Below are 24,325 nucleotides of genomic sequence, written 5' to 3' on the forward strand. Positions count from 1 at the left end.
ACGCTTTATGTGGCCGCGATCGGCTTAAAATCCCTCCAGCACAATTTTGCCGCGCGCCCGGTTGCTCTCGATAAGCGCATGAGCACGGCGCAGATTTTCTGCATTGATAGCGCCGAAATGTTCGCCTTTGGTCGTGCGTAGCGTGCCGTCGTCAATCAGGCGGCGCACGTTTTCCAGAATCTCATTCTGACGCGCCATATCCGGCGTCTGGAACAGCGAACGGGTAAACATCAACTCCCAGTGCAGCGAGATGGCTTTGCGTTTCAGCGGCATCGCATCCAGCGTCTCCGGATCGTCAATCACCGCCAGACGCCCCTGCGGCGCCAGCACTTCGACAATCTGCTGATAGTGTTTATCCGTGTGGGTCAGGCTGGCGACGTAACGTACGCTGTTAATGCCGAGCGCGCGCAGCTGTTCCGTCAGCGGCTTCGAGTGATCGATTACGTCGTGTGCGCCCAGCTCCCGTACCCACTCAGCCGTCTCAGGACGCGAGGCTGTGGCGATAACGCGCAGTCCGGTCAGTTTGCTGGCCAGCTGTGTCAGAATCGAGCCAACGCCTCCGCCCGCGCCGATAATCAGCAGGGCTTCGTCTTCGTTCTCTTTAACTTCCAGCCGGTCGAACAGCAGCTCCCACGCCGTCAGCGAGGTCAGCGGCAGCGCGGCGGCATCGGCGTTGCTCAGTGACGCCGGCTTGTGTCCGGCGATGCGTTCATCCACCAGGCCGTATTCGGCATAGGAACCTGGGCGATCAATCGCTCCGGCATAAAATACTTCATCGCCTGGCTTAAACAGCGTTACGCGCTCGCCTACCGCCTCTACCGTCCCCACGGCGTCCCAGCCCAGGATGCGAGGCTGGGCAGTGGGCGCGCCGTTGCGCACTTTGGTATCGACCGGGTTAACGGCAATGGCGGCGATTTTCACCAGCAGATCGTGCGGACCCGGCTGCGGTTCTGGCAGCGACGTATCATAAAGCGATTGAGGATCGGCGATGGGCAGCCCGTTCTGGCTATAGACAATGGCTTTCATATCTCTTCCTTACTCAGTAATAAGATTGCTGTTGGTTTATAACAGCATAGAACGCAGGCGCAGGGAGAAAAACCGGCCGCTGACAGCAACACTTTCACTGCGAAAGTGAAAATGAGGCTTGAATGCCCTCTTTTACCCAACAGCGCCAGCGGGTTTACCGCGCTGGCGATAATCTGAAAACCGGTGACTGCTGGTAAATTCGCCATACTTTGAAATGTCGCTATGAAGGCGTTAACACCTGCCATATGCAGCGAAAACGGTAAAAAAGCTCCTGCTTAAGCCGCGTCAGCGTACTCAATTCGCCATGGTTATTAATATTTATATACGAATATTATTAATTTATTACAATGCGGATTTTGTGCTGTCATTAGAAGAATGTAAGTTGCTATTTCAATAAGTTATGCGCTTTTTGCGCCGGTGAAATGAGCGTTAATATGGTTCATGCTGTCTATCTTTTAGACGATGACAACTCCATTATTGCTGCTGTAACCAATCTGCTGACTTCGGCGGGTTTTACGGTGGTATCTTTTACCTCGCCGCAGGCGTTTTTAGCCCTGCCGGACTACCCCTCGCCTTCCTGCTTAATCCTTGACCTCAACATGCCGGGTATTAATGGCCTTGAAGTGGTACACGCGCTGAGCCAGCGCGGCTATACCCTTCCCGCCATTTTCCTGACCGGGTTCGGTACTATCCCGATCAGCGTTCAGGCGATGAAAGCCGGCGCCTGGGAGTTTCTGACTAAACCGGTCGAGCCGGATGCGTTAATCACGGCAGTCACCGACGCGCTGAAGGTCTCAGAGGAGGCGCAGGCCTACGCTGCCGAAAAGCGTGACGCGACGCAGCGCTATCACTCTCTGACACCACGAGAGCTGGAGGTGATGCTGCTGGCGGCGCGCGGACTGCTCAACAAGCAGATTGCCGCTGAGCTGGGCGTCAGCGAAATTACCGCCAAAGTGCACAAGCGCCGGGTCATAGAGAAGATGGGCGTGCGCTCGGTCTCAGAACTGGCGAGAGTCGCCGAGCGGCTGGGGTTATTAAAGTAGGGGTTTTTCCAGCGGTAGCGTAAACCAGAACTCGCTGCCCTCTGCTCCCCGGCTGGCGGCGCAGAGCGTTCCCTGATGGCGTTTGATAATACCGTGGCTAATCGCCAGCCCCATCCCCATACCTGTCTGTTTGGTGGTATAAAACGACTCGAACACTTTCTCCAGCACCGTTTCACTCATCCCGGTCCCGGTATCAGCGACGGCGAACCTGAGGGTTTCCGGGTCAGGGTTGGACGAGCTAAGCGTCAGATGGCGCGGACGATCCTTCACAGCGCTCATCGCGTCCAGCGCATTAATAATCAGGTTTAACAGCACCTGCTGAATCTGAATGGTGTCGCACACTACCTGAGCGTTTGCCGCATAAAAAGCGTATTCGACCGTAACCTGATGCCGCTCCAGTTCGCTACGCGACAGCGAAATAATCTGGTGCGCGATTCGATGCAGGTTCTCACTGTGGAAAACCGGCTGGTGATTACGCGTCAGCGCCTGCAAACCATGAATAATCTCCCCGGCCCGTTTGCCTTCGCTGACAATCTCTTCGAAACTCAGCCGCACCTGTTCGGCCGCCTCGGATCCCCGATTGAGCCAGCGCAGCCCTGCTCCCGCATTGGCCACGATCGACATCAATGGCTGGTTAACCTCATGGGCAATAGATGCCGTTAACTGGCCGACAGTCGTCACGCGCGTCACGCGCGCCAGTTCCGCCTGGGCGATGCGCGCGGCGTCTTCTGATTCGCGCTGGGCGGTGATATCGGTAATGGTGCCGAAATACTCCTTCAGCGCTGGCCAGCTGGCGACCGGTTCGCCAATGCCCTTGATATAGCGCATCTCCCCGCTGGCGCGCAGGATGCGAAACTCTGCCTGCATCGGTATCCCCTGGCTTACGCTTTGCTTAATCAGCTCGCTGATGCAGGGCGCGTCATCCGGATGGACGCGCGTCATAAAGTCGACCATTGACAGTTTTTTTTGCGCCGCAGGCAGCCCCAGAATACGGGTGTACTCCTCAGACAGCAGCATCATGTCCTGCTCCAGGTGCCAGTGCCAGGTGCCGGTGTGACTGATTTTCTCACCCAGCATCAGCGACTGCTGGCTGTCGCGAAGCTCTTTCTCAACGCGTCGCCGCTGCATGTTCTCTTCCAGCAGCTCCGCATAGAGCCGCGCCGTTTCCAGCGAAACGGCCGCCTGCGCGCCAAGCAGATTCACAATGCGCGAGTGCCCGTCGGTGAAGGCGTCCGGCATCAGCTGATTTTCAAGAAACAGCACGCCGATCATCCTGGCCTGTTTGTACATCGGCACGCAGAGCACCGCGGCGCCGGAAGCCACCAGGTAGGGATCCTGACTGAAAGGACTGTAATCTTCCGGCTTGCCGGTGCGGATCTCTTTCCCGGTGCGGATAACGGCGGAAAGCACCGACAGCGGCAAATCGGTCGCCAGCGGCCTGCTCGACGCAATCCTGACCTTGATGCCGTCCGCGCTGGTTTCCGCCGAGGCTTCGGTTTGCGGAATATTGCCGTCAAGAATGCGGATCAGCAGACAGCGCTGCGCGCCCGCGCGCTCCAGCAGCATTCGCATCAGAATATGGATCAGGCGATCCAGATTAATCTCTTCCGTCAATGCGCGTATGGCGATGACCATGCTCTCCAGATCGCGCACGGTAGCATCCTGCGCCAGGGGAAAAGAGGAGCTGGATCCGCTCTGCACCGCCGTCGCCAGATGAGGGAAGTGCTTTTCAATCCGCCTGGCCCGCGCCGTCGCTCCCCAGTTGTCCCAGCCCTTAATCGCATTGCGCATAAACGTATCCGCCGTTACCGTCAGCTGAGCGGCCCTGGCGCAGCGCCCGGCCAGTTCGTGCGCCAGGGCGTTAATATGCGCATAGCCTTCGCTGGCTGAAAGCGCAATGGCTTTTTCATACTGCGCCAGCGCCGCTGCGGTATCGCCCTTAAGGCGCGCGATTTCAGCCTGCAACAGCGCCGCTTTATCCGCAAACAGCGCCGGGTTTAACGCCGCCCAGCGGACGATCTTTTCCAGCCGACGCTCGACGTCCCGCACCGACGCGGGCGCGCAGGCGTGGTGATCGAGCGGCAGCGATATGGACAGCGCGCCGTAGAAACAGAGATCCAGCAAATAGATATAGCCCGGCACGGCGCGCTCCAGCCGCTCGGCCTGACCAAAACAGTGCAGTGCGCCCAGGTACTCTTCCGCATAGAAGTGCGCCATACCGCGATAGAGCCATGACCAGAACTGCTCCATCGCTTTCGGACCGGAGGCCAGGCCTGGCTCGCTGTCTGGCAGCGTAGAGGGATAGAGCCGCCACGCGCTGGACTGGCTGCTTTTACTTCGCAGATGCATTATCAGCGACTTCTGCATCATCAGCACGTTTTCCACGTCGGGATAGAAGGCTTTGCGGGTAAAGGCCAGCCCACGCTCAAGCGTAATCAGCAACGCATCCAGATGATCGCCCCGCGCCATCATGTTCATCATCTGATGGCGCAGCGCGAGGCAGGCGAAAGAGCTGTCGCCATGCGCCACCGCAACCTCAAAACTCTCTCTGGCGAAGCCAATGGCGCTGGCCAGCGGCTGAGTCCATATCGCGACCTGGTCGAGCGGCAGCAGGGTTCGTGCTTTAAAGCGGGTAAAGTCATGCTGCCGGGTCAGTTCAGTGGCCAGTAGCCCACACCTGAACGCCAGCTGATACGCCTGATAGCGATCGGTGATCAGCACGCTAAACCAGGCCAGGCCAAAGGCTGACGCGCCGGTCAGGCCGTGATCCAGCGTCATCTCGATAATTTTGCAGGTCAGCAGCAGATGCAGCTGCGGGCAGTCGTAGGAGGAAGAGAAAATGGTGCTGGCCATCAGATTCAGCGCCGACTCCTTTTCGCGATCCTGCGTCAGCGGCAGCGCGCGGAGAACCTGCTCTGGCTGTTCGCCCAGCCGCCGGGTGACGGACTGGAAGGCGGCGTCGCATTCGCGCTGGTCAGGATAGCGATTGAAGTGAATGCCAAACACGGCCAGCCAGGCCAGCGCCGTTTCCAGCGCCAGATGATTGTCTGACTGACGCATATGAATCTCAGCGGACAGACAGGCGGCTTCGGCCTTCTGATTCACCGTGCCTGGCATGCCGATCAGCGCGGAGCAGCGCTGCTGCGCGCGGTTCAGATCGCCCCTGAGAAAATCACACTCGGCCTCTTCCAGCGCCAGCGAGAAGTCATGCGGCGCAGCGGCGGCGCGGCGCGCGGTGGCGAGATAACGCAGCGCGGAATCATAGTCTCCGGTATCTTTCGCGCGCTTCGCCGCCGTCAGGCTGAGTTGATAGTAGTGGCGGTTCTGCGCGGCCGTCAGCGGAGCCGCTGTCGCCAGACCGATATGGTGCATCGCCCGGAAAAGCGTCTCATTTCCTCTGGCGCGGGCGACCGATGCGGCCAGCAGACTGGCCGCCTGCTGGTGCAGCCGCAGCGTCTGCGCGTGGGTGAGCAGCGAAAATGCGGCTTCGTGCACGCGATCGTGGGTAAACGCATAGCGGGTGTCTGTCAGCGCAATCAGTTTCCCGGCAACGGCGGGAGCCAGCTTTTGCGTGATTTGCCCCACGCTGAGCGAAAGAATCTCGCCCAGCAGCGGCAGTTCGCCGCGGCTTCCCAGGCCAGCCAGATTGCCTAACAGCCAGCGTGTCGCATAGGGCAACTGCGCCAGCTGCTTTATCACCAGCCGAGCCACATTGTCCGTACAGGGCCGCGCGGCAAGCGCGGCGTGCTGGTAATGCCAGCGCAGCGGATATTTTGCCGGATGGATTAGCTCCTCCTCGACCGCGTGGCGAAAAAAAGTACGCACGAAGAGCGGATTGCCGCCGGTTTTTTCCTGTATCAGCGCCGCCAGCTCGCTGGTCTCGCCGGGCCGCGCATTCAGCACCGTCGCCAGCCAGCGCGCAATCGCTTTTATGGTGAGCGGCGCGGGCGCAATGTCCTTAACGCGCGCCGCAGATGTGCGGAGACGAAGCAGCAAATCGGCGTTCGCCTCGGACTCGCAATGGGCCAGTACCAGCATAAAGGGCAGATTTTCACTGCGTAAAAACAGATTTTCCAGCAGCTGTAAACTGGCGCTATCCGCAAGGTGCACATCGTCGATCAGCATCACCAGCGGCCGTTCAGGACGCGCTAACGCCTTAATTAGGCTGCACGCCATATGGTTAAACCGCGCCCGCGAATCCAGCGCATTTCCCCGGCTGACAGCCTGCGGCGGCACGTTTAACAGCTGCTTCAGCTCTGGCACCATATCCACGGCCAGACCGGCATAGTCGCCGAGCGCCTGTAAAAGCCGCGTGCGCCAGGCGATCATCTCGTCGGCGGAGAGACCCAGAAGATAGAGCGTGACGGCGCGAAACGCCGCGGCGATCGCGGCATAAGGTCCCACCGTGGCATGACGATCCGCTTTGCCGACCGCGATAAGCACAGGTTTGTGCTGAAGAATCTTCAGCGCCGAGGCGATGACAGAGGACTTGCCCGCGCCAGGCGGGCCGATAATGACCACCAGGTTATGCGTGCCGCTGCGCATCGTCTCCTCTGCCGCGCTGACGACCCCATGAGCCTGAGCATGATCGTTGCAGAGCGCCTCGGTAAGATAGCTGGCGGTAAAACTCTCCTGCAAGCCCGGCCTGAAAGGCGCGATGCGGTTATCGCGCGTCAGGGTTGCCTGACAGCGGCGCAGATCGGCCAGCAGCCCGTCGATAGTCTGATAGCGATTAGCCGGCGATTTCGCCAGCAGCCGCAGCAGGATGGCGGCAAGCACTGGCGGAACGGGCTGGTCAGTTAGCGTCGGCGCGCGTGGCGCTGAGGCGATATGATGGTGGATCCACTCGGCAGGCGTGGCGCCTGGCGTGCCGAAGGGCAGCTTACCGGTCAACAGCTGATAGAGCACAATACCCAGGCTGTAGAGGTCGCTGAGGCTGTTGACCCCATGCGGCGTACGCCCGCTGTGCTCCGGCGACATATAGGCCAGCGAGCTGGCAGCTACGGGCCAGGTTTTTTTTACCTCGGCATCTGCGTTTGCCTGAGCCAGGCCAAAGCCGCCCAGGCGCACCTTCCCCTCCGCATACAGGTAAAAGTGACCGGGCCTGATGTCACCATGCACGATATTCTGTCGATGCGCATGACTTACGGCCTGCGCCAGCTCAACCGCACAGAGCAGAAAGTCAGCCAGGCTTTTACAGGGCGTAGTAATCACATCGGAAAGCGGCGTAAAAGGGAAAGCGGGATAGAGAAGTGCGTAGCGGTTAAGATAGCGCGTCTGGCCAACAGGCCTGAGCGCCCAGCTGGCGGAAAGCTGTGAAGCCAGACTGAACTCATTTTTCAGCCACTGCATGGTCTGAAAGGCGATCTCGTCGCTGGCCGCCGTCGCCAGCACCTTTGACTCAGCATCAGAAAAGTGACAGTGTAACCAAAGCACGACGCCGTCGTTGGCCAGCGGCGTGAAGCGGGTATCTGCTGGCAGCCTGATATCATCGTTGCCAGACTCGTCTGGCGTCACAGAGAGAGTGCTCATTCGCCCCCTTGCCCTTCAAGCTGGCGACGGATTAACTCCAGCAGCCCGTCTATATCCAGAGGTTTATGCATAAAGGTTATCGCTCCCAGGAAAAGCGCCTGCTCAGACACGCTCTCTTCCGCATCGGCCGATATAAACAGTACCGGCGGCGGGGAACCCTGCTTTTTCAGCGCCTCAAACAAGTCGAAGCCGCTCATGCCTTTTAACCGGATATCGATAATCAGCATCGCCACGCTGTCCAGACAGGTGATGTTTTCCAGTAGCGACTCGCCCGACGCGAAGCTCTCGGTGCGGTAACCGTCCGACTGAAGCAGATTGCTCAGCCCCTGCCGCACGGCGCGCTCGTCGTCAACAATCACAATACGCGGCAGCGTCATGCTGTTTTCCTCAGACACGCCTCGCGTCAACGTAAGGATGCCCTGTTATTGTTTTTATCATTGTCAGGCGGCAGGGTGCCACGAATGGGTAAATGACGCGTAAAGCGCGAAGCGTCACTTCTGCCAATAACGATGCCAGGCATTTAACAATTAATCAACGAAATCGTGGCGCTCTCAGACTGTTCTTTTCGCTGACCCGCCGGAAAGCCGATCAGCGAAAAATATTAACGAACCGGCGCCGGTACAGGAGCCAGCGTGCGGTGTTCGCTCTTCTGACGCGAAGGCGCTTTGTGCACCATGGTGTAGGCATAATCGACGCCGATACCATAGGCGCCAGAGTGCTCTTTGGCGATGTTCATGACCGCGTCATAGGTATCACGATGCGCCCAGTCGCGCTGCCACTCCAGCATCACCTGCTGCCAGGTCACCGGAATGACGCCCGCCTGAATCATGCGCTGCATGGCATAGTCGTGCGCCTCTTTTGAGGTGCCGCCTGAAGCATCCGCCACCATATAGATCTCATAACCGCCTTCCAGCATCGCACACAGCGCAAAGGTGTTGTTGCACACCTCGGTCCACAGGCCGGATACCACAACCTTTTTCTTACCGTTAGCCGCCAGCGCGTCACGTACTTTCTGATCGTCCCAGGAGTTCATCGAAGTGCGCTCCAGAATATCCTGTCCAGGAAACACGTCGAGCAGCTCCGGGAAGGTATGACCCGAAAAGCTTTCTGTCTCAACGGTGGTAAGCACCGTCGGGATATTGAAGACTTTTGCCGCTTTCGCCAGCGCCACCACATTATTTTTCAGCACCTGCCGGTCGATCGACTGGACGCCAAATGCCATCTGCGGCTGCTGATCGATGAAGATGATCTGGCTGTTTTGCGGCGTCAGAACTTCAAGTTTGCTATTGGTCATAGTTGTGCCCATTGAGGTTAATGTTGCTGAATGACGTAGGTTTTTTTGACGTTTAAGCAACCGCACTCGGCGAGTTGTCTGGGCGCAGTCTAGGAGGCTTTGGAACGGGCGACTATTATCTTTGCGTATAACTATACCTTTGTATAACTAGACGCTGCGCTGACCCACTGAACATAATCCAGCCATTTCCTGCTCTGCCTGTTATTCAGGGCAGCTTTACTGGTTAAAGGAGAGATTATGGTTACGCTGGGCAAAGCAGACATCATTCTTACCAATGGTCGCTTTCATACGGTGGATCGTGAAAACCCACTGGCGGACGCGGTCGCCATTCGCGACGGTAAGTTTCTTGAGGTGGGCAGCCTTAATGATGTTATGCAGCACCACTGCGACGGCACAAAGGTCATTGACCTCAAAGGTCACACCGCTATTCCCGGTCTCAACGATTCGCACCTGCATCTGATTCGCGGCGGTCTCAACTATAACCTTGAGCTGCGCTGGGAAGGTGTGCCTTCGGTCGCCGACGCGCTGCGCATGCTGAAAGCGCAGGCGCTGCGCACGCCTTCGCCGCAGTGGGTGCGCGTCGTTGGCGGCTGGACCGAATTTCAGTTTGCCGAGCGCCGTATGCCGACGCTGGATGAAATCAATGAGGCCGCGCCCGATACGCCGGTATTTGTGCTGCATCTCTATGATCGCGCCCTGCTTAATCGCGCGGCGCTCAAGGTAGTAGGCTACACCCGCGACACGCCCAATCCGCCGGGCGGCGAAATCCAGCGTGACGGCAACGGCAACCCGACCGGCATGTTGATTGCGCGTCCCAACGCCATGATCCTCTACGCCACGCTGGCAAAAGGTCCCAGACTGCCGCTTGAGCAGCAGGTTAACTCCACGCGTCAGTTTATGCGTGAGCTGAACCGTCTCGGCCTGACCAGCGCCATCGACGCGGGCGGCGGTTTCCAGAACTACCCGGAAGATTACCAGGTGATCGCCGAACTGCACCAGAAAAAGCAGATGACAGTTCGTATCGCCTACAACCTCTTCACGCAGCGTCCCGGCCACGAGCTGGAAGACTTTGAAAAGTGGACCGACATGCTGACGCCGGGACAAGGCAGCGACTACTTTCGTCACAACGGCGCGGGTGAAATGCTGGTGTTCTCCGCCGCCGACTTTGAAGACTTTCTGGAGCCGCGTCCTGACCTGGCGCCAGGCATGGAAGATGAGCTGGAGCGCGTGGTTCGCCACCTGGTTGAACATCGCTGGCCATTCCGCCTGCATGCCACCTATAACGAATCTATCAGCCGTATGCTCGACGTATTCGAAAAGGTGGATCGTGATATCCCATTCAACGGCCTGCACTGGTTCTTTGACCATGCTGAAACGGTGACGCAGCGCAACATCGACCGTATCAAAGCGCTGGGCGGCGGCATTGCCGTTCAGCACCGCATGGCGTTTCAGGGCGAATACTTTGCCGAACGCTATGGTCTCGAAGCCACACGCCATACGCCGCCGGTGGCGCGTATGCTTGAGACCGGCGTGCCGGTCGGGCTTGGTACCGACGCGACGCGCGTGGCGAGCTACAACCCCTGGACCGCGCTCTACTGGCTGGTTTCCGGTCGTACCGTCGGCGGCATGCAGATGTATGACGTGAACGCCCGCCTTGACCGCGACACCGCGCTGATGCTCTGGACCCAGGGCAGCGCCTGGTTCTCCAGCGAGCAGAACAAAAAAGGCCAGATCAAAAATGGCCAGCTTGCCGACATGGTGGTATTGAGCAAAGACTACTTCCGCGTGCCGGAAGAGGAGATCAAGGGGATTGAATCCGTGCTGACGCTGGTGGACGGCAATATCGTTTACGCGGCAGGCGCATTCAGCGACGAAGCCCCGCCCGCCATTCCTGTGCTGCCAGAGTGGTCCCCGGTGGTCAAGGTGCCGGGTCACTACCGCAGCGCGCCCCCTGCCGCCAGCCGCGTCGGCATGCGCGCTCAGACCCACCACTGTAGCGGTCCCTGTGGCGTTCACAGCCATGCCCATGACATCGCCCGCGGCGCTAATCTGCCGGTCGCCGAAGAGAATGCCTTCTGGGGCGCGCTCGGCTGTAGCTGCTTCGCATTCTGATGCCGCGCCCCTGCGGCGCGGACTACTGCTGTTTCTGACAACTGCAAGGAAAAGAGAATGAGCACGATAACCACTGCTGACGGTACGCAAATTTATTTCAAAGACTGGGGAACAGGCAAACCGGTGCTGTTCAGCCACGGCTGGCCGCTGGATGCCGATATGTGGGACAGCCAGCTAAATTATCTGGCGGAGCGCGGCTATCGCGTCATCGCGTTTGACCGCCGCGGCTTTGGCCGTTCGGATCAGCCGTGGACTGGCTATGACTACGATACCTTTTCATCAGACATTAACGACCTGATCACCGCGCTGGATCTGGATGAGGTCACGCTGGTCGGCTTCTCAATGGGCGGAGGCGACGTCACGCGCTATATCGGTCGCTACGGCAGCGCTCGCGTGGCAGGCCTGGTGTTGCTGGGTGCCGTCACGCCGATCTTTGGTAAACAGGCGGACTATCCGCAAGGGGTGGATGCGTCTGTCTTTGAGGGGATTCAGGCCGGTCTGCTGAAAGATCGCGCGCAGTTTATCAGCGATTTTGCCGTGCCTTTTTACGGCACCAACGCGGGCCAAACGGTCTCCCAGGGCGTACTGACCCAGACACTCAATATTGCCCTGCTGGCGTCGCTGAAAGGTACGCTGGATTGCGTTACCGCCTTCTCGCAAACCGACTTCCGCCCCGATGTGGCTAAAATCGACGTGCCAACGCTGGTGATCCACGGCAGCAACGATCAGGTCGTCCCGTTTGAGACCACCGGTAAAGTTGCGGCGGAAAGCATCCCCAACGCGACGCTGAAAGTCTATGACAATGCGCCGCACGGCTTCGCCGTGACGCATCAGGATCGGCTGAACGAGGATCTGCTGAGCTTTCTGCAATCGCTGTAACCGCTTCATCCTGTGTTCGCCTCGTCAGGAGGCGGACACGTCTCTTTTCCCTTATGAATAACTCCGGACAGGGCTTTTGCCAGAGGCGTTCGCAGGGTGCGCGGCGAAGGTCCGCTTGTACTGCGCAGACGCCCTGCTTTTGCTTGCGCGCTAACTCACTCACCTGAGCCGCAAAGAGCATTTAACTTTATTGCCCACAATAAACACCGCTCATCCGGGCAAAAAATGCACAAACGCATCGCTATGGATGTACAGACGTCTAGATGTAGATTATAGTGCGTTCCCTACGATAAAAGGGATCTGGCTCATGAACAAAAAAGTGCTCTCTATTCTGCTGGCGGCGTCCGTTACGCTGCTCAGCGCTTGTAACAAAGACGACGACAGTAAAATCAAGGTTGCCATCAATACCGGACCAGACCAGACGCTTTGGGACACCGTGAAGCAGGTGGCGCATGATAAATACCATCTGGATGTCGATGTCGTGGCCTTTAACGACTATGTGCAGCCGAATGAGGCTCTGTTCAACAAAGATGTCGACGCTAACGCCTTCCAGAGCCTGCCCTATCTGGAAATGCAGTCTAAAGAGCGCGGCTATCACTTTGCGGTGATCACCAATACCTTTGTATTCCCTATCGCCGGTTATTCACGCAAAATTAAATCGCTGGATGCGCTGCCGGACGGCGCGACCATTACCATTTCGAACGAGGCCACCACGCTTGGCCGCAGTTTGCTGCTGCTACAGGCGCAGGGGCTAATTAAGGTGAAGCCAGAAGCCGGTCTGCTGCCGACCACGCTGGACATCACAGCCAACCCCAAAAAGCTGAAGTTTGTTGAGGTCGACACGCCGCAGCTGGCGCGTACGCTGGACGATCCGCAGGTTTACGTGTCAATCATCAACAATAACTTTGCCGCCCTGGCGAATCTGTCCGCTTCGCGCGACGGCATGTTCATGGAAGGCAAAGCTTCGCCTTACGTTAACGCCATCGTGGCGCGCGAAGATAACAAAGACAGCCCGAATATTCAGAAACTGAAAGAGGCTTTCCAGTCTCAGGAAGTGCTGGATAAAGCCAACGAAATTTATAAAGGCGATATTATTAAAGGCTGGTAATCGTCTTTAACGTCAGCCTCCGCTGTCCGGCGGAGGCGTTTTCGCCCTTTCCTGAAATCGCGCTTCGCGCTTGCCTGCTTTGATTACAAATGTAGCCAGAATGTAATCAAATGAAAATATCTTCCCTGAATCCTCAATAAGTTATCTACCGTTGTTTCCATAACATTTCATTAGCAATTAAAGCCAAAACGCTTTTCCTTAACTGGACTTTATTAGGAGTGCCATAACCCCTGTTTATGCCATTACCATGCGCTTATTGCCAAGAGGAGCCAGCAAATGAAAGAGCTTGTGCAGGATGTGTTATCTGTTTTTTCTCCGCAAAGCGTCAATCCCGTATTAATTCGTCCCGGTTTATCGCCGCGCGAGATCGCTTCGGTTCAGCCTTTTGGCATAACGTCCGTAAGCTGGGTGACGTCAATGGAAGAGCTTGAGTCTGCTTTTGTGAGAAAGGCGCAGGAGGCGGGCGCGGTCGGCTATCACATTACCGATGTCGAGTCCCACAAATCAGGTAGCGACGGACAACGCCTGCTGGCAGGTAAAGCGACGCTTTATACGTTGCCTGATCACAGCGGCAACGAGCAGCTTGCGGCCGGATTTATTCTGTAATGGCGACTGGCTCAGCGTCGTAAATGATGAGCTTCGCTGAGCCAGCGCGTATCGTTCCAGACAAGGCAATCCGCACGGAGGCGGATGTGTTTACAAATCCGCTTAAAAGTATGTTGTAACTACAACCCTTAATCACCGCAACTACCGCGCTGGCGTCTCACTCTTTGATCCAACACAATAAACTTTGTTTTAAGTCAAAACCGAAAAATACTGCTATTGAAGAGTCTTGAAGCAGATGCTATAACTGCGCCGTGTTTATTACTGGAGTACAATCCGTCCACCGATGAGAAGCAACAGTGTGGATGTCTTGTTAAAATTATGCGCGTAGCCTCTACGAACGTTTTTCTTTTATCCCGTCCCTTTCCTTTCTGGAATATTGCTGACCAGCACTGGCGCAGCGCCCTGTAGCCTGACTTCATTTCTGTTCGCCATACAAAATGCGCGCCTCCCCGGCGTAAGACAGTTAATGAATGTTTCAGGAGCAAATGATGTTTGCATGGGTTTTATTATTCCTCGCTATTTTTAGCGAAATTATCGGTACCCTGGCGATGAAATGGTCCAGCGTAGACGAGAGCGCAACAGGTTATCTGGTCATGCTGGTAATGATTGCCTGCTCATATATTTTTCTCAGCTTTGCCGTTAAAAAAATCGCCCTCGGCGTTGCCTATGCGTTATGGGAAGGCATTGGCATCCTCTTTATTACCCTTTTTAGCGTTGGGTTATTCGGCGAATCGCTGTCGCTAACGAAAATCGGTGGTCTGGCGGTGTTGATCGCCGGCATTATGCTGATTAAAACTGGCACCACGCAGCGGAAGGAGTTGCAGCATGTCCACGGCTGATACAGTGCATATTCTCTGGCTGGCGCTGGCGATACTGCTGGAGATCGCCGCCAACATTTTCCTTAAATACTCCGACGGCTTTAAAAAACCGCTGCCGGGCGTCGCGTCGCTGGCATCCGTGCTGCTGGCGTTTAGCGCGCTGTCACAGGCGGTCAAAGGGATCGATCTCTCTGTAGCCTATGCGCTGTGGGGCGGATTTGGTATTGCCGCCACGGTCGCGGCAGGCTGGATAATGTTTGGCCAGCGGCTCAACGCCAGAGGCTGGGCTGGGCTGAGCCTGCTGCTGGCAGGTATGATTATCATCAAGCTGGCCTGATGCTGACACGTCTTGCAGCGCCTGCTGCAAGACGTTCTCCCCCTGCGCACGCGAGAATGAAGCGCTCGCCTGTGGCATCAGACATTCGCTTCCCCCAAGGCGGGAAAGAAAGAGCGCGTCCCGCCTGAACCCTTCACTGGCCGTTACCTTCCTACGCGCGCAGGAAAGATCTCCTGTAGCCAGGCGATAAACACCCGCAGTCGATGGGTGACATAGCGATTCTGTGGGTAAACCACGTGAAAGGGGTAGCGCGCAGGTCGCCACGGCGCAAGGATCTCCACCAGCCGTCCGGCGTCGATATGCGCAGCCGTCGCATAGGTAAAGGTCTGAACAATCCCTAACCCTGCCAGCGCCGCCGCCAGATGGGCGTTGCTCTCATTAACACCCACGCGATACTCCGCCTTGATCTCCGTCTTCTCTCCGCCGCGTTCAAAGCGAAAAGGAAACGGCCGTCCGGTTTGCGGTGACAGGTAGCTGATCAGACGATGACCATTTTTAAGTTCGTCCGGATAGGCAGGCACGCCATAGTGCTTGAGATAAGCAGGCGTGGCGCAGGTAATTAGCGTCGCTTCGCCAATCTTACGGGCAATGAGCGAAGAGTCATCCAGCGGACCGCCGCGAATTACGCAGTCTACATTATCGCTAATCAGGTCAACGGCGCGATCGGCGACCCCTAAATCGATGCGGATGTCAGGGTAACGGGCGATAAAGTCGGGCAGCGCCGGGATCAGCACCTCACTGGCCGTCGAGCCGCCGACATCGATGCGCAGCGCCCCGCGCGGCCTGCTGCGCGCAACGTTAAAGGAGGCGTCGATGTCGTCCAGATCGTGCAGAATGCGTTGCGTTTTCTCGTAATATTCCCTGCCCTCCGGAGTCACCGTGACGCGGCGCGTCGTGCGCTGCAACAGACGAATACCCAGGTGCGCTTCCAGCTCCTGTACCATTTTGCTCAAGGTCGCGTTCGGCATATCCAGCGAATCTGCAGCGCGCGTGAAGTTGCCCGCCTCCACCACGCGAGCAAATGCCTTGATCGCCATCAGTTGATCCATCTTCCCCTCGCCTGATTATCCACACACAGAAATAGTCATTCCAGTTTTACAGGATTTTTCAGTAATCGTTTAGAGGATAGATTCCTGTTACGCGCTGCAACAGCAGAACGCAGCAAAATCTGACCATATCAACTGAGAGGAAAAGATCATGACACTTTCACTGCAAGGCAAAATCGCACTGGTTACCGGGGGCACAAGCGGCATTGGACTGGCATCGGCCCGGCAGCTCGCCGCACAGGGCGCACGCGTGTTTATCACCGGACGTCGTCAGGACGCGCTGAATGAAGCCGTCGCGCTGATTGGCAATGCCGCAACGGGCATTCGCGCAGACGCTTCGCAGCTTGCCGATCTCGATGCGGTTTATGCTGAAATCGCGCGCAGCGCCGGTCATCTGGACATTCTTTTTGCCAACGCAGGCGGCGGCGATATGTTGCCGCTGGGTGCTATCACCGAAGAGCATTTCGATCGAATTTTCGCGACCAACGTGCGTGGCGTGCTGTTTACGGTGCAGAAGGCGCTTCCCTTGCTGGTCGATGGCGCGTCAGTGATATTAACCTCGTCAACCACATCGGTTCAGGGCACCGCCGGGTTTAGCGTCTACAGCGCCAGTAAAGCGGCGGTGCGCAATTTCGCCCGCTCATGGGCGCTGGACCTGAAAGATCGCGCCATTCGCGTCAATGTTATCAGCCCTGGTCCGGTTCGCACGCCCGGCTTAGGCGGACTGGTTGATGAATCCAGCCGTCAGGGCCTGTTTGACGCGCTGGCGGCGCAGGTGCCGCTGGGTCGTCTGGGCGAGCCGGAGGAGATTGGTAAAGTTGTCGCCTTCCTGGCGTCCGACGCCGCCAGTTTTATCAATGCCGCGGAGATCTTTGCCGACGGCGGTATGGCGCAGGTTTAGCCCCATCAGCCCCGGGGATAGCGTGCCCTGGGGCTGATATATCAGTAAAAGTTGTACAAGTTTTTTACATTCCGATCTTCACAATTTCCCTTACTTACGCCAGAATACAAAGAGTTAGGCAGATAAGGCTATTTTTTGAGAGCATTTTTTGCAAAAACGTTAATGCAATTTTCTTGCATATTCTTGTACACATTTTCTTTCGATGTACAAGTTGTCATTTTTTTGACTGATCATCGTTTAACTCATTTTGGGGTGAAATCATGCGTCAGAGCAGCAGCCTTCTCTCTTCTTCTGAAGACATCGCACGTTATTTTCGTGAAGCCAGCCTGCCTTCGCAGCAGGAAACCCTGGGTCAGATCGTGGTTGAGCTTCTTCGCGCGGGTAAAAATGTTAACCGTAAAGGCATTTGCACCAAGCTGGTCAGAAGGCTTGAAGTCGCCTCTACCGCAGAAGAAGAGCAGCATTTTCAGCATCTGATTGGCCTGCTGTTAGGACGATAATTCCCCGTTTCAATTTAAGATTTCCGTTTTTCTGGCACGACCTTTAGTTAAAAGCAGGTTTCTGCCGGCTTATGCCGGCACCAGCCAGGTGCGCTGGTTCTTTCTGTAGTCAACCGCACCTCAATCCTGCCCCAGCCTCAGGGGCGTGCAGCGGGACACAGAGCAAATGTTATGTATAAAAGTAACGACGAAAGATTAACTGACATCCTTATCGGCGAAGCGACAATGGAACTCATTTTGTCGGGTCAAGCCGTGTCCAGCCGAGCGCTGAAAGAGATCCTTCAACGCATGGCGGAGCAGGAGCAGGATGAAGAGCGGCATCAGGCGCTGATGCGCGCCCTTAATGAGGTGCAGCAGAACCTCAACACCCAGTCGGATCAGTCGCGCGTCGCGCTACGGGATCGCAATAATACCGAGCATCATTTCAAGGGTGAAGCTATCCCCGGCGATAAGCGCAAACACTAACGGACCGGCCCCACTCTTTTCCTGAGGAAAGCATGATGAACATTGCCTGTCTTGGTTGGGGTTCACTGATCTGGAAACCGGGCGACCTGCCCGTTGAAGGAAGCTGGCATCAGGATGGTCCGCGTCTGCCCATCGAATTTTCCCGCACCAGCGACGGCGGCGAACTGGCAACGGCAATCTGCATCAATGCGCCTGCCGTGCCGGTTTTCTGGGCCAGACTGGCGACCGGAGATCTGGGGCAGGCCTGTATCCAGCTGCGGGAAAGAGAGGGTATTCCTGACGAGCGCGTCGACGGAATCGGTATCCTCACCGTTACGTCGCAAACCCCCGGCGTGCTGGCCGACTGGGCGCGCCAGCGCCAACTGGATGCGGTTATCTGGACCGCCCTGCCGCCAAAATTTGGCCGCGTCGAGGGATTGATTCCTACGCTTGCGCAGGCCATTGATCACCTGCAACAGCTCAACGGCGAAGAGGCGGCTCACGCGCGCGCCTATATCATGCAGGTTCCGTCGCAGATCGATACGCCCTACCGGCGCGCCATTACCGCGCAGCTCGGCTGGGATCGATAACCTTCGTGGCCAGCGCGTAATCATAAAGCCGCTCGCTGGCAAGATTCTTCATTTTCACTTCGCACATAATATCGAAAGCGTCAAACGACAGCGCCCAGTCATTGAGCGTGGGGTTGAAATAGAAGTCCGAATGCGCCCGCAGTTTGGTTTTCGCCACGCCCAGGCTGTGCTGATCGGGATAGCCCTGCGTCGGGATTAGGCCTTCCTGAGAAATAGAATAGTGCAGCACCGGGCGGACACCGCGCCATGACTCCTTGATCAGCGCGATGCGCGCATCGTCCGGCTGGATAAAGGCGTTCTCTTTTACCCAGTGATGATGAATATCCAGCACGATGGGACAGAGCGCTTTCGCCTGAAGCACATCATCCAGCGAACAGGAGATCTCGTCATTCTCTACCGTCAGCATATTGCGCGCTTCCGGGCTGAGCCGCCCGAATGCCTGGCGGAATCCTTCGAATCCCCCTTTGCCATTCATATGAATATTAATTTTAAAGTCCTGAAACGCTTTGCCATAGCCCATCAGCGCGGCGCACAGCGCATGGTACTCCACATCCTCAATGGCTCGCTGCACCACATCAGGATTATCAGAGGCGAGCACCGAATATTGACCAGGATGAAAAGAGAGGCGAATACCGTGCTGACGCGCCAGCGCGCCGCAGCGCCTGAACAGCGGCAGGAGATCGGGCAGAAACTCGCGGTAGAGCGGGGTCGCTTCAGGCACGGTATAGAGCGGCAGCAGATCGCTGCCAATACGCATCATCCGCAGCGCTTCTGGCTGTGTTGCCAGCGTTTCCAGCAGGCCCGCAAGATGCGTCAGGTTCAGACGAGCCAGATTCTCGATCAGGACGATTTGCTCTTCTCGCGTTAAGCTGAGAAAGCGGGTGCGCGTTGTGCTTTTAAACGGGAAACGTTGCTTAATATCTGCATCCAGATACTTACATGCGAAGCCTAATTTCATATTTCCTCCCTGTTAAGCACCAACAATCAGTGTAACAGTTATTTGAAATTCAGCCGGATGCGGGAAACAAGCACGCCTGCGCAGGACGCGCAGGCGTAGCGATCAGCGACGCGCTTTTTTTGGCTTGTTGCTGCTGTAGATAAAGAACAGCGCCACCGCCAGGCAGGCAATGGCTGCCAGACGAGCCGGCGAAAAGGCGATGGCCGCATTGCCTAACCAGCCGAAATTATCGATCAGCATACTCATGGCAAGCTGACCGAAGATCACGGCGACGGTCGCGACGGCTGTACCGATGCGCTGCACGGCCAGAACCATAATCACGATATAGGGAACCCCACAAAGCGCGCCCAGCAGCTGCCATTTCGGCACATCCAGCAGGGTCTGCGGCTGCGCCGGCTCAAAGAAGAAGATCAACAGGGCCGTCACCACCGCGCCGAGGGCAAAGGTGAGAAAGGCGCAGCGGAATACGCCGACTTTACCGCCGAGCTGGCCGTTGATCGCCGCCTGAATACTCAGCAGCGCGCCGCCCAGCACCGCTAAACAGATCATAAAAATTGTCATATTAACCCTTAGCCACCAGCGCCAGCGCGATAATGATAAACACCAGCGCGATAATACGTTTGCCGTCGATTCTGCGATGCGGCGTTCCCAGCAGACCAAAATGGTCGATGATGAGACTCTTAAACACCTGACCGGCCAGAATGCCAATCATGGTCATGGCAATCCCAATGACCGGCGTCGCCAGCGTCAGGATCACCACATAGCCAGGGCCTAATATGCCGCCCAGTAGCTGCCAGCCTGGCTGCGCGAAAAATGACGGGCTATTGCGTGGGCTGAAAAACAGCATCAGCAAAAAGGTCAGCGCCGCGCCAACGCCAAAAATACTCAGTGTCGCCCAGAGATCGCCGACCTGCTGGCCCAGCGGTCCAAGCAGGCCCGCCTCCACCGACAGCCCCATGCCGCCCGCTATCACCAGAAAAATAAATATCAGTTGCATAACCGCTTCCTTTAAATCGAGGCGGAACAGCATAATGCAGCGGATTAAGATGAAAAACGCTATAGTCTGGCAAACACTTTTGCAGGAAATGCATCAATGGATACGACTGGCTCAATCGACCTGCGCGCGCTGCGCTTTTTTCTCAGCGTTTTCGACGCGCAGAACTTTTCTGTGGTCGCGCGACGCGAAGGCGTCTCTGCCTCAATGGTGTCACGCACCATTGTGCAGCTGGAGGATGCGCTGGGCCAGCAGCTGTTCTATCGCAACACGCGGGCGGTGATCCCGACGGAGGCAGGACGTCTTTTCGTAGAGTATGCCCGCGCCATAGATAATCAGTTCAGCGAAGCGCGTCAGGCCTTGCAGGAGCGATCGTTACAGCCCGCCGGGCTGGTACGGCTGAATGCCCCTGTTTTCTTTGGGCAGCGCCATATCGCGCCCTGGCTGGCGGGTTTGTCGACGCGCTATCCTCAGCTGGAGATAGAACTGACGCTGACCGATGATTATGTTGATCCGCATCGTACCGCGACCGATCTTATTTTCCGCATCGGCACCCTGACCGACTCCTCCTTTCACGCGCGCGTGCTAGGGAATCAGCGCTATTATCTCGCCGCATCGCCGGAGTATGTTGCGCAACATGGCGCACCCGCCTCTCCAGAGGCGCTAAGCGGGCATCGTTGTCTGGTTTATCGCGGCTCCGCAGGGGCGAATCGCTGGCTTTTCCGACGCGGCGATAATCCCTGGGTGCATTATCCGGTCGTGCCGCTGCTGTCGTCGAACAATGCAGAGACGCTGCTGACCGCAGCGCTGGGCGGCATGGGCATGGTTCTGTTTCCCGACTGGCTGACAGGGGATCATTTGCAAAACGGAAATTTAGTCAGGCTGCTGGAGAATTATGACGCCGGGATTAATCCTGCCCCTCAGCAAATAGCGGCCATTTATCCCAATACTCGCCATCCGCCGCTCAATGTACGCGTGGTCATTGACTATTTCGTCGAGGTTTATGGCGCGCCGCTCTACTGGCAGCGCGCGTTTTGCCAAGAGGCGTTAAGGCTCTGAAGCGACGCTGACGTCAGTGATGTTAGCGCGCTTTTGGTTCAATAAGCTCCGGCTGCTTGCTTTTGCTTTATTTAAGCAAGATGAAAGTCATCTTTCCGCACGCAACCACGCGGCGACGCTCTTTGGTCAAACCTGAAGAGCAGGCGTAGCCTTAAGCGAAAAGTGGTATACAGAATGAAACTTTAAAGCCGCAGAGATAAAAATAACATCTTAAAAAATAATGCTTTTTTATTATAAGGCATAACAGGAATTAAAAATGAACATTGAAACCGTGGTGAAATTAAAGCAAAACGGTAAAAAGAATTTCAAGCCGGTTTCAATAGCTATTTATGGATCTGCTTTTTTTTTTTGATTCTCAAAAAAAGCGCTAGACATTTTCCTTACAACCTCTGTTAATGTGTGCCTCTGCAAAGCCAAGACTGGAATTATCCATGCTGACTACCATTATCTATCGCAGCCATCTTTCTGACGACGTGCCTGTAAAAACGCTGGATAATTTAGCCACAGATGCAAATAAAATTAACGAAACCTTTGACGTTACCGGCATTCTGCTGTTTGACGGCACCCATTTCTTTCAGCTGCTGGAAGGTTCTGATGAGGCGGTGCGCGCAATTTATGAGCGCATTTGCGCCGACAAACGCCATCATAATCTGGTCGAACTGATGTATGACTATTCCCCTTCGCGCCGCTTCGGCAACGTGGGAATGGAACTGTTCGACCTGCGTAAATATGATAAAGAAACCGTACTGCAGGCCGTGCTGGACAAAGGAACGACAAAATATCAGCTCACCTATGACGATCGCGCGCTGCAATTTTTACGCACCTTTGTCGAGGCGAGAGAAAAAGGCAACTATTTTGAAATCCCCGCTATCGATACCTGGGATTTCGTGGTTGAAGATTCACAGCAAAAAACTATCGCGCCGCCCGATGCCGCCGACTGTAGTTTTGCTTTTCAGCCCATTATCGATCCGCTGATGCAGCAAATCGTCTCGCTGGAGGCGCTGATACGCACCCCGGACGGCGGCGCGCCCGGCGACTATTTCGCGCAATTTACAGGCGAAGCGATCTACGCCGCAGACATTAAAGCCAAAGGCGTGGCCTTTGCGCAGGCGAAAGCGCTTAACATTCAGGGCCAGACACTGTCTGTTAACCTGCTCCCTATGTCGCTGGTCATGGTGCCCAACGCGGTAGAACAGCTGCTGAATGAGATCCACCAGAACGGGCTGGTGCCAGAGCAGATCGTTGTTGAAGTGACGGAAAACGAAGTTATTTCACGGCTGGATGAGTTTACTATCGCCGTTAAAAAGTTAAGGGCGGCCGGCATCAGCATCGCGCTTGATGACTTTGGCGCAGGTTTCGCCGGCCTCTCTTTGCTGTCGCGTTTCCAGCCGGATAAGGTCAAGATCGATCGCAACCTTATTACCGATGTGCATAAAAGCGGACCAAAGCAGGCAATCGTCCATGCTATTCTGAAGTGCTGCTCATCGCTGGAGATCAGCGTGATTGCCGAAGGGATTGAAAAGCCAGAAGAGTGGATGTGGCTGGAAGCCGCAGGCATCAGTCTTTTCCAGGGTTACCTTTTTGCCCGTCCCCACCTCAACGGCATTCCGCCGGTCGCCTGGCCGGAAATTCAGTAATGCGCGCAGGCTGGCCGCGCTGAAGCCGATGGCCAGCCTGTTGCTTAATACCAGCGTCTAGATTTCGTCGCCGGGTAAAACGGTACTTTTCCCCAGCTTAACCAGAAAACTGCCGTCTACGCGTTTGATTTTAGCGCCGCGATCGCCCCAGTACATGGCAATACCGAAAAACTCATCGGCAGAGAGTTCATAGCCAATCATCACCGCTTTGTGGTCCCCACTGCTGAGCAGTTCATTCAGCTCATCCAGATTGCTGGCGATAACGTAATCCATATTGCCCCCTGGGTAGTGATCTTATCGGACGCTGCTTAAAGATTAACCCTATGCTATTCCGCAGAGTCTGTCATTAAATCCTCGCCGCCGATAACCTCTCTGATGCGCTGTGCAATATAGCCCGCATGGGTTTCCAGCGCGAAATGGCCCGTATCCAGCAGTTCGACCTGAGCGTGAGGATTGTCCCGCCGCCAGCACTCTGCGCCAGGCGGAATAAAAAAGGGATCGTGTTTTCCCCAGATCACCAGCGTCGGGAGCTGCCTGTCGCGGAAGAACTGCTGAAAGGCGGGATAAAGGGTCAGGTTGTTGGCGTAATCCAGAAACAGGTCGAGCTGTATCTCTTTGTTGCCGGGCCGCTCCATCAGCAGCGTATCAAGCATGTAGCCTTCCGGAGCAACCAGCGTCTCATCGCTGACGCCGTGAAGATATTGCCAGCGGGTGCCTTCCAGATTCAGCACCTTTTCCCTGACGGTCTGACGATTCTCCGCCGTAGGCTGCGCCCAGTATTGCTGAACAGGCTGCCATGCATCGCCCAGCCCTTCCAGATAGGCATTGCCGTTTTGCGAGATCAGGCCGGTCACGCGTTCAGGATAAGCCAGCGCCAGCCGCAGGCCGCTCGGCGCACCGTAATCGAAGACATAGAGCGCATAGCTTTCTAACCCCAGCGCATTCACAAACGCCTTCAGCGTTTCGCCCAGCGCATCGAAGCTATAGCGGTAGCGACGCGCCTCCGGCACCTCGGTAAAGCCGAAACCGGGCAGATCGGGGGCGATTAAATGGAAGCTATCGCTCAGCAGAGGAATGAGATTGCGAAACTGATGCGAAGAGCTGGGATAGCCATGCAATAACAACAGGGTCGGCAAATCAGGATTGCCTGCCTCGCGATAAAACAGACGTACGCCATCGGCGTCAACAAAGCGGTAGTGTACGGGACTGGGCTGGTTACTGGACATGCTCACCTCATTTTAACCGTTAAAGTAGTTTATTACAGGTTACAGTCAGAGCCTGGCACAGAACCATAACCTTTAAAAGTTATTTATAACGGTTATCAGCGGTGCCTTATGTCTACCAAAATAAATAAATGCCTTAAACCAGTAACTTATAAGAGAACTGGTCAGGCTGTACTTCAGGAAATAACTGGTTAAAATATCTGTTACCGGTTACATAC

Annotated in this window: 23 protein-coding genes; 13 read left to right on the top strand and 10 right to left on the bottom strand. The window is 56.1% G+C overall.

The window, feature by feature from the left end; all coding sequences use genetic code 11:
- Positions 1-24 precede the first annotated feature (24 nt).
- Positions 25-1,026 carry a zinc-binding alcohol dehydrogenase family protein gene (locus BBB56_RS20085; RefSeq protein ID WP_123802690.1) on the bottom strand — a complete coding sequence of 334 codons (1,002 nt, stop codon included), beginning with the start codon at positions 1,024-1,026 and terminating at the stop codon, positions 25-27.
- Between the two features lie 434 nt (positions 1,027-1,460).
- On the opposite strand from BBB56_RS20085, the gene BBB56_RS20090 reads away from it, so the two are divergent.
- The gene (locus BBB56_RS20090) at positions 1,461-2,069 is read left to right on the top strand and encodes a response regulator transcription factor (protein ID WP_123802691.1); all 609 of its coding nucleotides are present in this window, start codon (positions 1,461-1,463) and stop codon (positions 2,067-2,069) included.
- Here the strand turns inward: BBB56_RS20090 and BBB56_RS20095 are convergent.
- From BBB56_RS20095 to BBB56_RS20105, 3 genes are all read right to left on the bottom strand, one after another.
- Positions 2,061-7,601 (bottom strand): AAA family ATPase, encoded by a 5,541-nt coding sequence (locus BBB56_RS20095; protein ID WP_123802692.1) that lies wholly within the window; start codon positions 7,599-7,601, stop codon positions 2,061-2,063. The genes BBB56_RS20090 and BBB56_RS20095 overlap by 9 nt on opposite strands.
- Entirely contained in the window at positions 7,598-7,978 is a 381-nt protein-coding gene (locus BBB56_RS20100; RefSeq protein ID WP_123802693.1) for a response regulator transcription factor, read from the bottom strand. The genes BBB56_RS20095 and BBB56_RS20100 overlap by 4 nt, the downstream gene beginning before the upstream one ends.
- A gap of 224 nt (positions 7,979-8,202) precedes the next feature.
- Positions 8,203-8,895 (bottom strand): hydrolase, encoded by a 693-nt coding sequence (locus BBB56_RS20105; RefSeq protein ID WP_123802694.1) that lies wholly within the window; start codon positions 8,893-8,895, stop codon positions 8,203-8,205.
- A 237-nt stretch (positions 8,896-9,132) separates the two neighbouring features.
- On the opposite strand from BBB56_RS20105, the gene BBB56_RS20110 reads away from it, so the two are divergent.
- From BBB56_RS20110 to mdtI, 6 genes are all read left to right on the top strand, one after another.
- Positions 9,133-11,007 carry an amidohydrolase gene (locus BBB56_RS20110; protein WP_123802695.1) on the top strand — a complete coding sequence of 625 codons (1,875 nt, stop codon included), beginning with the start codon at positions 9,133-9,135 and terminating at the stop codon, positions 11,005-11,007.
- Positions 11,008-11,064: 57 nt separating this feature from the next.
- Entirely contained in the window at positions 11,065-11,886 is an 822-nt protein-coding gene (locus BBB56_RS20115; protein ID WP_123802696.1) for an alpha/beta fold hydrolase, read from the top strand.
- A 307-nt stretch (positions 11,887-12,193) separates the two neighbouring features.
- Positions 12,194-12,994, top strand: coding sequence for a MetQ/NlpA family ABC transporter substrate-binding protein (locus BBB56_RS20120; RefSeq protein ID WP_123802697.1), 801 nt, complete (start codon positions 12,194-12,196; stop codon positions 12,992-12,994).
- Positions 12,995-13,270: 276 nt separating this feature from the next.
- On the top strand, positions 13,271-13,600 hold the full coding sequence (locus BBB56_RS20125; RefSeq protein ID WP_123802698.1) for a YdgH/BhsA/McbA family protein: 330 nt from the start codon (positions 13,271-13,273) through the stop codon (positions 13,598-13,600).
- Positions 13,601-14,085: 485 nt separating this feature from the next.
- Positions 14,086-14,439 carry a multidrug/spermidine efflux SMR transporter subunit MdtJ gene (gene mdtJ, locus BBB56_RS20130; protein WP_305036978.1) on the top strand — a complete coding sequence of 118 codons (354 nt, stop codon included), beginning with the start codon at positions 14,086-14,088 and terminating at the stop codon, positions 14,437-14,439.
- Positions 14,426-14,755 (top strand): multidrug/spermidine efflux SMR transporter subunit MdtI, encoded by a 330-nt coding sequence (gene mdtI / locus BBB56_RS20135; protein WP_123802699.1) that lies wholly within the window; start codon positions 14,426-14,428, stop codon positions 14,753-14,755. Before mdtJ ends, mdtI begins: the two co-directional genes overlap by 14 nt.
- A 143-nt stretch (positions 14,756-14,898) precedes the next feature.
- Here the strand turns inward: mdtI and BBB56_RS20140 are convergent, their stop codons facing one another.
- On the bottom strand, positions 14,899-15,804 hold the full coding sequence (locus BBB56_RS20140; RefSeq protein WP_123802700.1) for a LysR family transcriptional regulator: 906 nt from the start codon (positions 15,802-15,804) through the stop codon (positions 14,899-14,901).
- A 148-nt stretch (positions 15,805-15,952) separates the two neighbouring features.
- Here BBB56_RS20140 and BBB56_RS20145 point away from each other — a divergent pair, with 148 nt between their 5' ends.
- From BBB56_RS20145 to BBB56_RS20160, 4 genes are all read left to right on the top strand, one after another.
- Positions 15,953-16,702, top strand: coding sequence for an SDR family oxidoreductase (locus BBB56_RS20145; protein WP_123802701.1), 750 nt, complete (start codon positions 15,953-15,955; stop codon positions 16,700-16,702).
- Positions 16,703-16,962: 260 nt separating this feature from the next.
- The gene (ycgZ, locus tag BBB56_RS20150; protein ID WP_123802702.1) at positions 16,963-17,202 is read left to right on the top strand and encodes a regulatory protein YcgZ; all 240 of its coding nucleotides are present in this window, start codon (positions 16,963-16,965) and stop codon (positions 17,200-17,202) included.
- Positions 17,203-17,373: 171 nt separating this feature from the next.
- A complete protein-coding gene (locus BBB56_RS20155; protein ID WP_123802703.1) occupies positions 17,374-17,667 on the top strand; it encodes a hypothetical protein in 294 nt (97 codons plus the stop codon).
- Positions 17,668-17,699: 32 nt separating this feature from the next.
- Positions 17,700-18,236 (top strand): hypothetical protein, encoded by a 537-nt coding sequence (locus tag BBB56_RS20160; RefSeq protein ID WP_369409921.1) that lies wholly within the window; start codon positions 17,700-17,702, stop codon positions 18,234-18,236.
- On the opposite strand, the gene BBB56_RS20165 is transcribed toward BBB56_RS20160, so the two are convergent.
- From BBB56_RS20165 to BBB56_RS20175, 3 genes are all read right to left on the bottom strand, one after another.
- Entirely contained in the window at positions 18,208-19,194 is a 987-nt protein-coding gene (locus tag BBB56_RS20165; protein ID WP_123802704.1) for an apurinic/apyrimidinic endonuclease family protein, read from the bottom strand. The genes BBB56_RS20160 and BBB56_RS20165 overlap by 29 nt on opposite strands.
- Positions 19,195-19,296: 102 nt before the next feature.
- Positions 19,297-19,755, bottom strand: coding sequence for a DMT family transporter (locus tag BBB56_RS20170; protein WP_123802705.1), 459 nt, complete (start codon positions 19,753-19,755; stop codon positions 19,297-19,299).
- Between the two features lies 1 nt (position 19,756).
- The gene (locus BBB56_RS20175; protein WP_123802706.1) at positions 19,757-20,191 is read right to left on the bottom strand and encodes a DMT family transporter; all 435 of its coding nucleotides are present in this window, start codon (positions 20,189-20,191) and stop codon (positions 19,757-19,759) included.
- A 96-nt stretch (positions 20,192-20,287) separates the two neighbouring features.
- On the opposite strand from BBB56_RS20175, the gene BBB56_RS20180 reads away from it, so the two are divergent.
- The gene (locus tag BBB56_RS20180; protein WP_123802707.1) at positions 20,288-21,247 is read left to right on the top strand and encodes a LysR family transcriptional regulator; all 960 of its coding nucleotides are present in this window, start codon (positions 20,288-20,290) and stop codon (positions 21,245-21,247) included.
- Positions 21,248-21,678: 431 nt separating this feature from the next.
- Positions 21,679-22,884 carry a diguanylate phosphodiesterase gene (locus tag BBB56_RS20185; protein WP_123802708.1) on the top strand — a complete coding sequence of 402 codons (1,206 nt, stop codon included), beginning with the start codon at positions 21,679-21,681 and terminating at the stop codon, positions 22,882-22,884.
- A gap of 57 nt (positions 22,885-22,941) precedes the next feature.
- Here the strand turns inward: BBB56_RS20185 and BBB56_RS20190 are convergent, their stop codons facing one another.
- Together BBB56_RS20190 and BBB56_RS20195 are read right to left on the bottom strand one after the other, a co-directional pair.
- The gene (locus BBB56_RS20190; protein ID WP_123802709.1) at positions 22,942-23,157 is read right to left on the bottom strand and encodes a hypothetical protein; all 216 of its coding nucleotides are present in this window, start codon (positions 23,155-23,157) and stop codon (positions 22,942-22,944) included.
- A gap of 53 nt (positions 23,158-23,210) precedes the next feature.
- Positions 23,211-24,110 (bottom strand): alpha/beta fold hydrolase, encoded by a 900-nt coding sequence (locus tag BBB56_RS20195; protein ID WP_123802710.1) that lies wholly within the window; start codon positions 24,108-24,110, stop codon positions 23,211-23,213.
- Positions 24,111-24,325: the final 215 nt, after the last annotated feature.

It is taken from the genome of Candidatus Pantoea deserta (assembly GCF_003813865.1).
Taxonomy (GTDB): domain Bacteria; phylum Pseudomonadota; class Gammaproteobacteria; order Enterobacterales; family Enterobacteriaceae; genus Pantoea; species Pantoea deserta.

Bases quoted from the DNA above. Each gene is read 5' to 3' on its own strand.
- BBB56_RS20085 (WP_123802690.1), bottom strand. From the start codon at position 1,026: ATGAAAGCCATTGTCTATAGCCAGAACGGGCTGCCCATCGCCGATCCT.
- BBB56_RS20090 (WP_123802691.1), top strand. From the start codon at position 1,461: ATGGTTCATGCTGTCTATCTTTTAGACGATGACAACTCCATTATTGCT.
- BBB56_RS20095 (WP_123802692.1), bottom strand. From the start codon at position 7,601: ATGAGCACTCTCTCTGTGACGCCAGACGAGTCTGGCAACGATGATATC.
- BBB56_RS20100 (WP_123802693.1), bottom strand. From the start codon at position 7,978: ATGACGCTGCCGCGTATTGTGATTGTTGACGACGAGCGCGCCGTGCGG.
- BBB56_RS20105 (WP_123802694.1), bottom strand. From the start codon at position 8,895: ATGACCAATAGCAAACTTGAAGTTCTGACGCCGCAAAACAGCCAGATC.
- BBB56_RS20110 (WP_123802695.1), top strand. From the start codon at position 9,133: ATGGTTACGCTGGGCAAAGCAGACATCATTCTTACCAATGGTCGCTTT.
- BBB56_RS20115 (WP_123802696.1), top strand. From the start codon at position 11,065: ATGAGCACGATAACCACTGCTGACGGTACGCAAATTTATTTCAAAGAC.
- BBB56_RS20120 (WP_123802697.1), top strand. From the start codon at position 12,194: ATGAACAAAAAAGTGCTCTCTATTCTGCTGGCGGCGTCCGTTACGCTG.
- BBB56_RS20125 (WP_123802698.1), top strand. From the start codon at position 13,271: ATGAAAGAGCTTGTGCAGGATGTGTTATCTGTTTTTTCTCCGCAAAGC.
- mdtJ (WP_305036978.1), top strand. From the start codon at position 14,086: ATGATGTTTGCATGGGTTTTATTATTCCTCGCTATTTTTAGCGAAATT.
- mdtI (WP_123802699.1), top strand. From the start codon at position 14,426: ATGTCCACGGCTGATACAGTGCATATTCTCTGGCTGGCGCTGGCGATA.
- BBB56_RS20140 (WP_123802700.1), bottom strand. From the start codon at position 15,804: ATGGATCAACTGATGGCGATCAAGGCATTTGCTCGCGTGGTGGAGGCG.
- BBB56_RS20145 (WP_123802701.1), top strand. From the start codon at position 15,953: ATGACACTTTCACTGCAAGGCAAAATCGCACTGGTTACCGGGGGCACA.
- ycgZ (WP_123802702.1), top strand. From the start codon at position 16,963: ATGCGTCAGAGCAGCAGCCTTCTCTCTTCTTCTGAAGACATCGCACGT.
- BBB56_RS20155 (WP_123802703.1), top strand. From the start codon at position 17,374: ATGTATAAAAGTAACGACGAAAGATTAACTGACATCCTTATCGGCGAA.
- BBB56_RS20160 (WP_369409921.1), top strand. From the start codon at position 17,700: ATGATGAACATTGCCTGTCTTGGTTGGGGTTCACTGATCTGGAAACCG.
- BBB56_RS20165 (WP_123802704.1), bottom strand. From the start codon at position 19,194: ATGAAATTAGGCTTCGCATGTAAGTATCTGGATGCAGATATTAAGCAA.
- BBB56_RS20170 (WP_123802705.1), bottom strand. From the start codon at position 19,755: ATGACAATTTTTATGATCTGTTTAGCGGTGCTGGGCGGCGCGCTGCTG.
- BBB56_RS20175 (WP_123802706.1), bottom strand. From the start codon at position 20,191: ATGCAACTGATATTTATTTTTCTGGTGATAGCGGGCGGCATGGGGCTG.
- BBB56_RS20180 (WP_123802707.1), top strand. From the start codon at position 20,288: ATGGATACGACTGGCTCAATCGACCTGCGCGCGCTGCGCTTTTTTCTC.
- BBB56_RS20185 (WP_123802708.1), top strand. From the start codon at position 21,679: ATGCTGACTACCATTATCTATCGCAGCCATCTTTCTGACGACGTGCCT.
- BBB56_RS20190 (WP_123802709.1), bottom strand. From the start codon at position 23,157: ATGGATTACGTTATCGCCAGCAATCTGGATGAGCTGAATGAACTGCTC.
- BBB56_RS20195 (WP_123802710.1), bottom strand. From the start codon at position 24,110: ATGTCCAGTAACCAGCCCAGTCCCGTACACTACCGCTTTGTTGACGCC.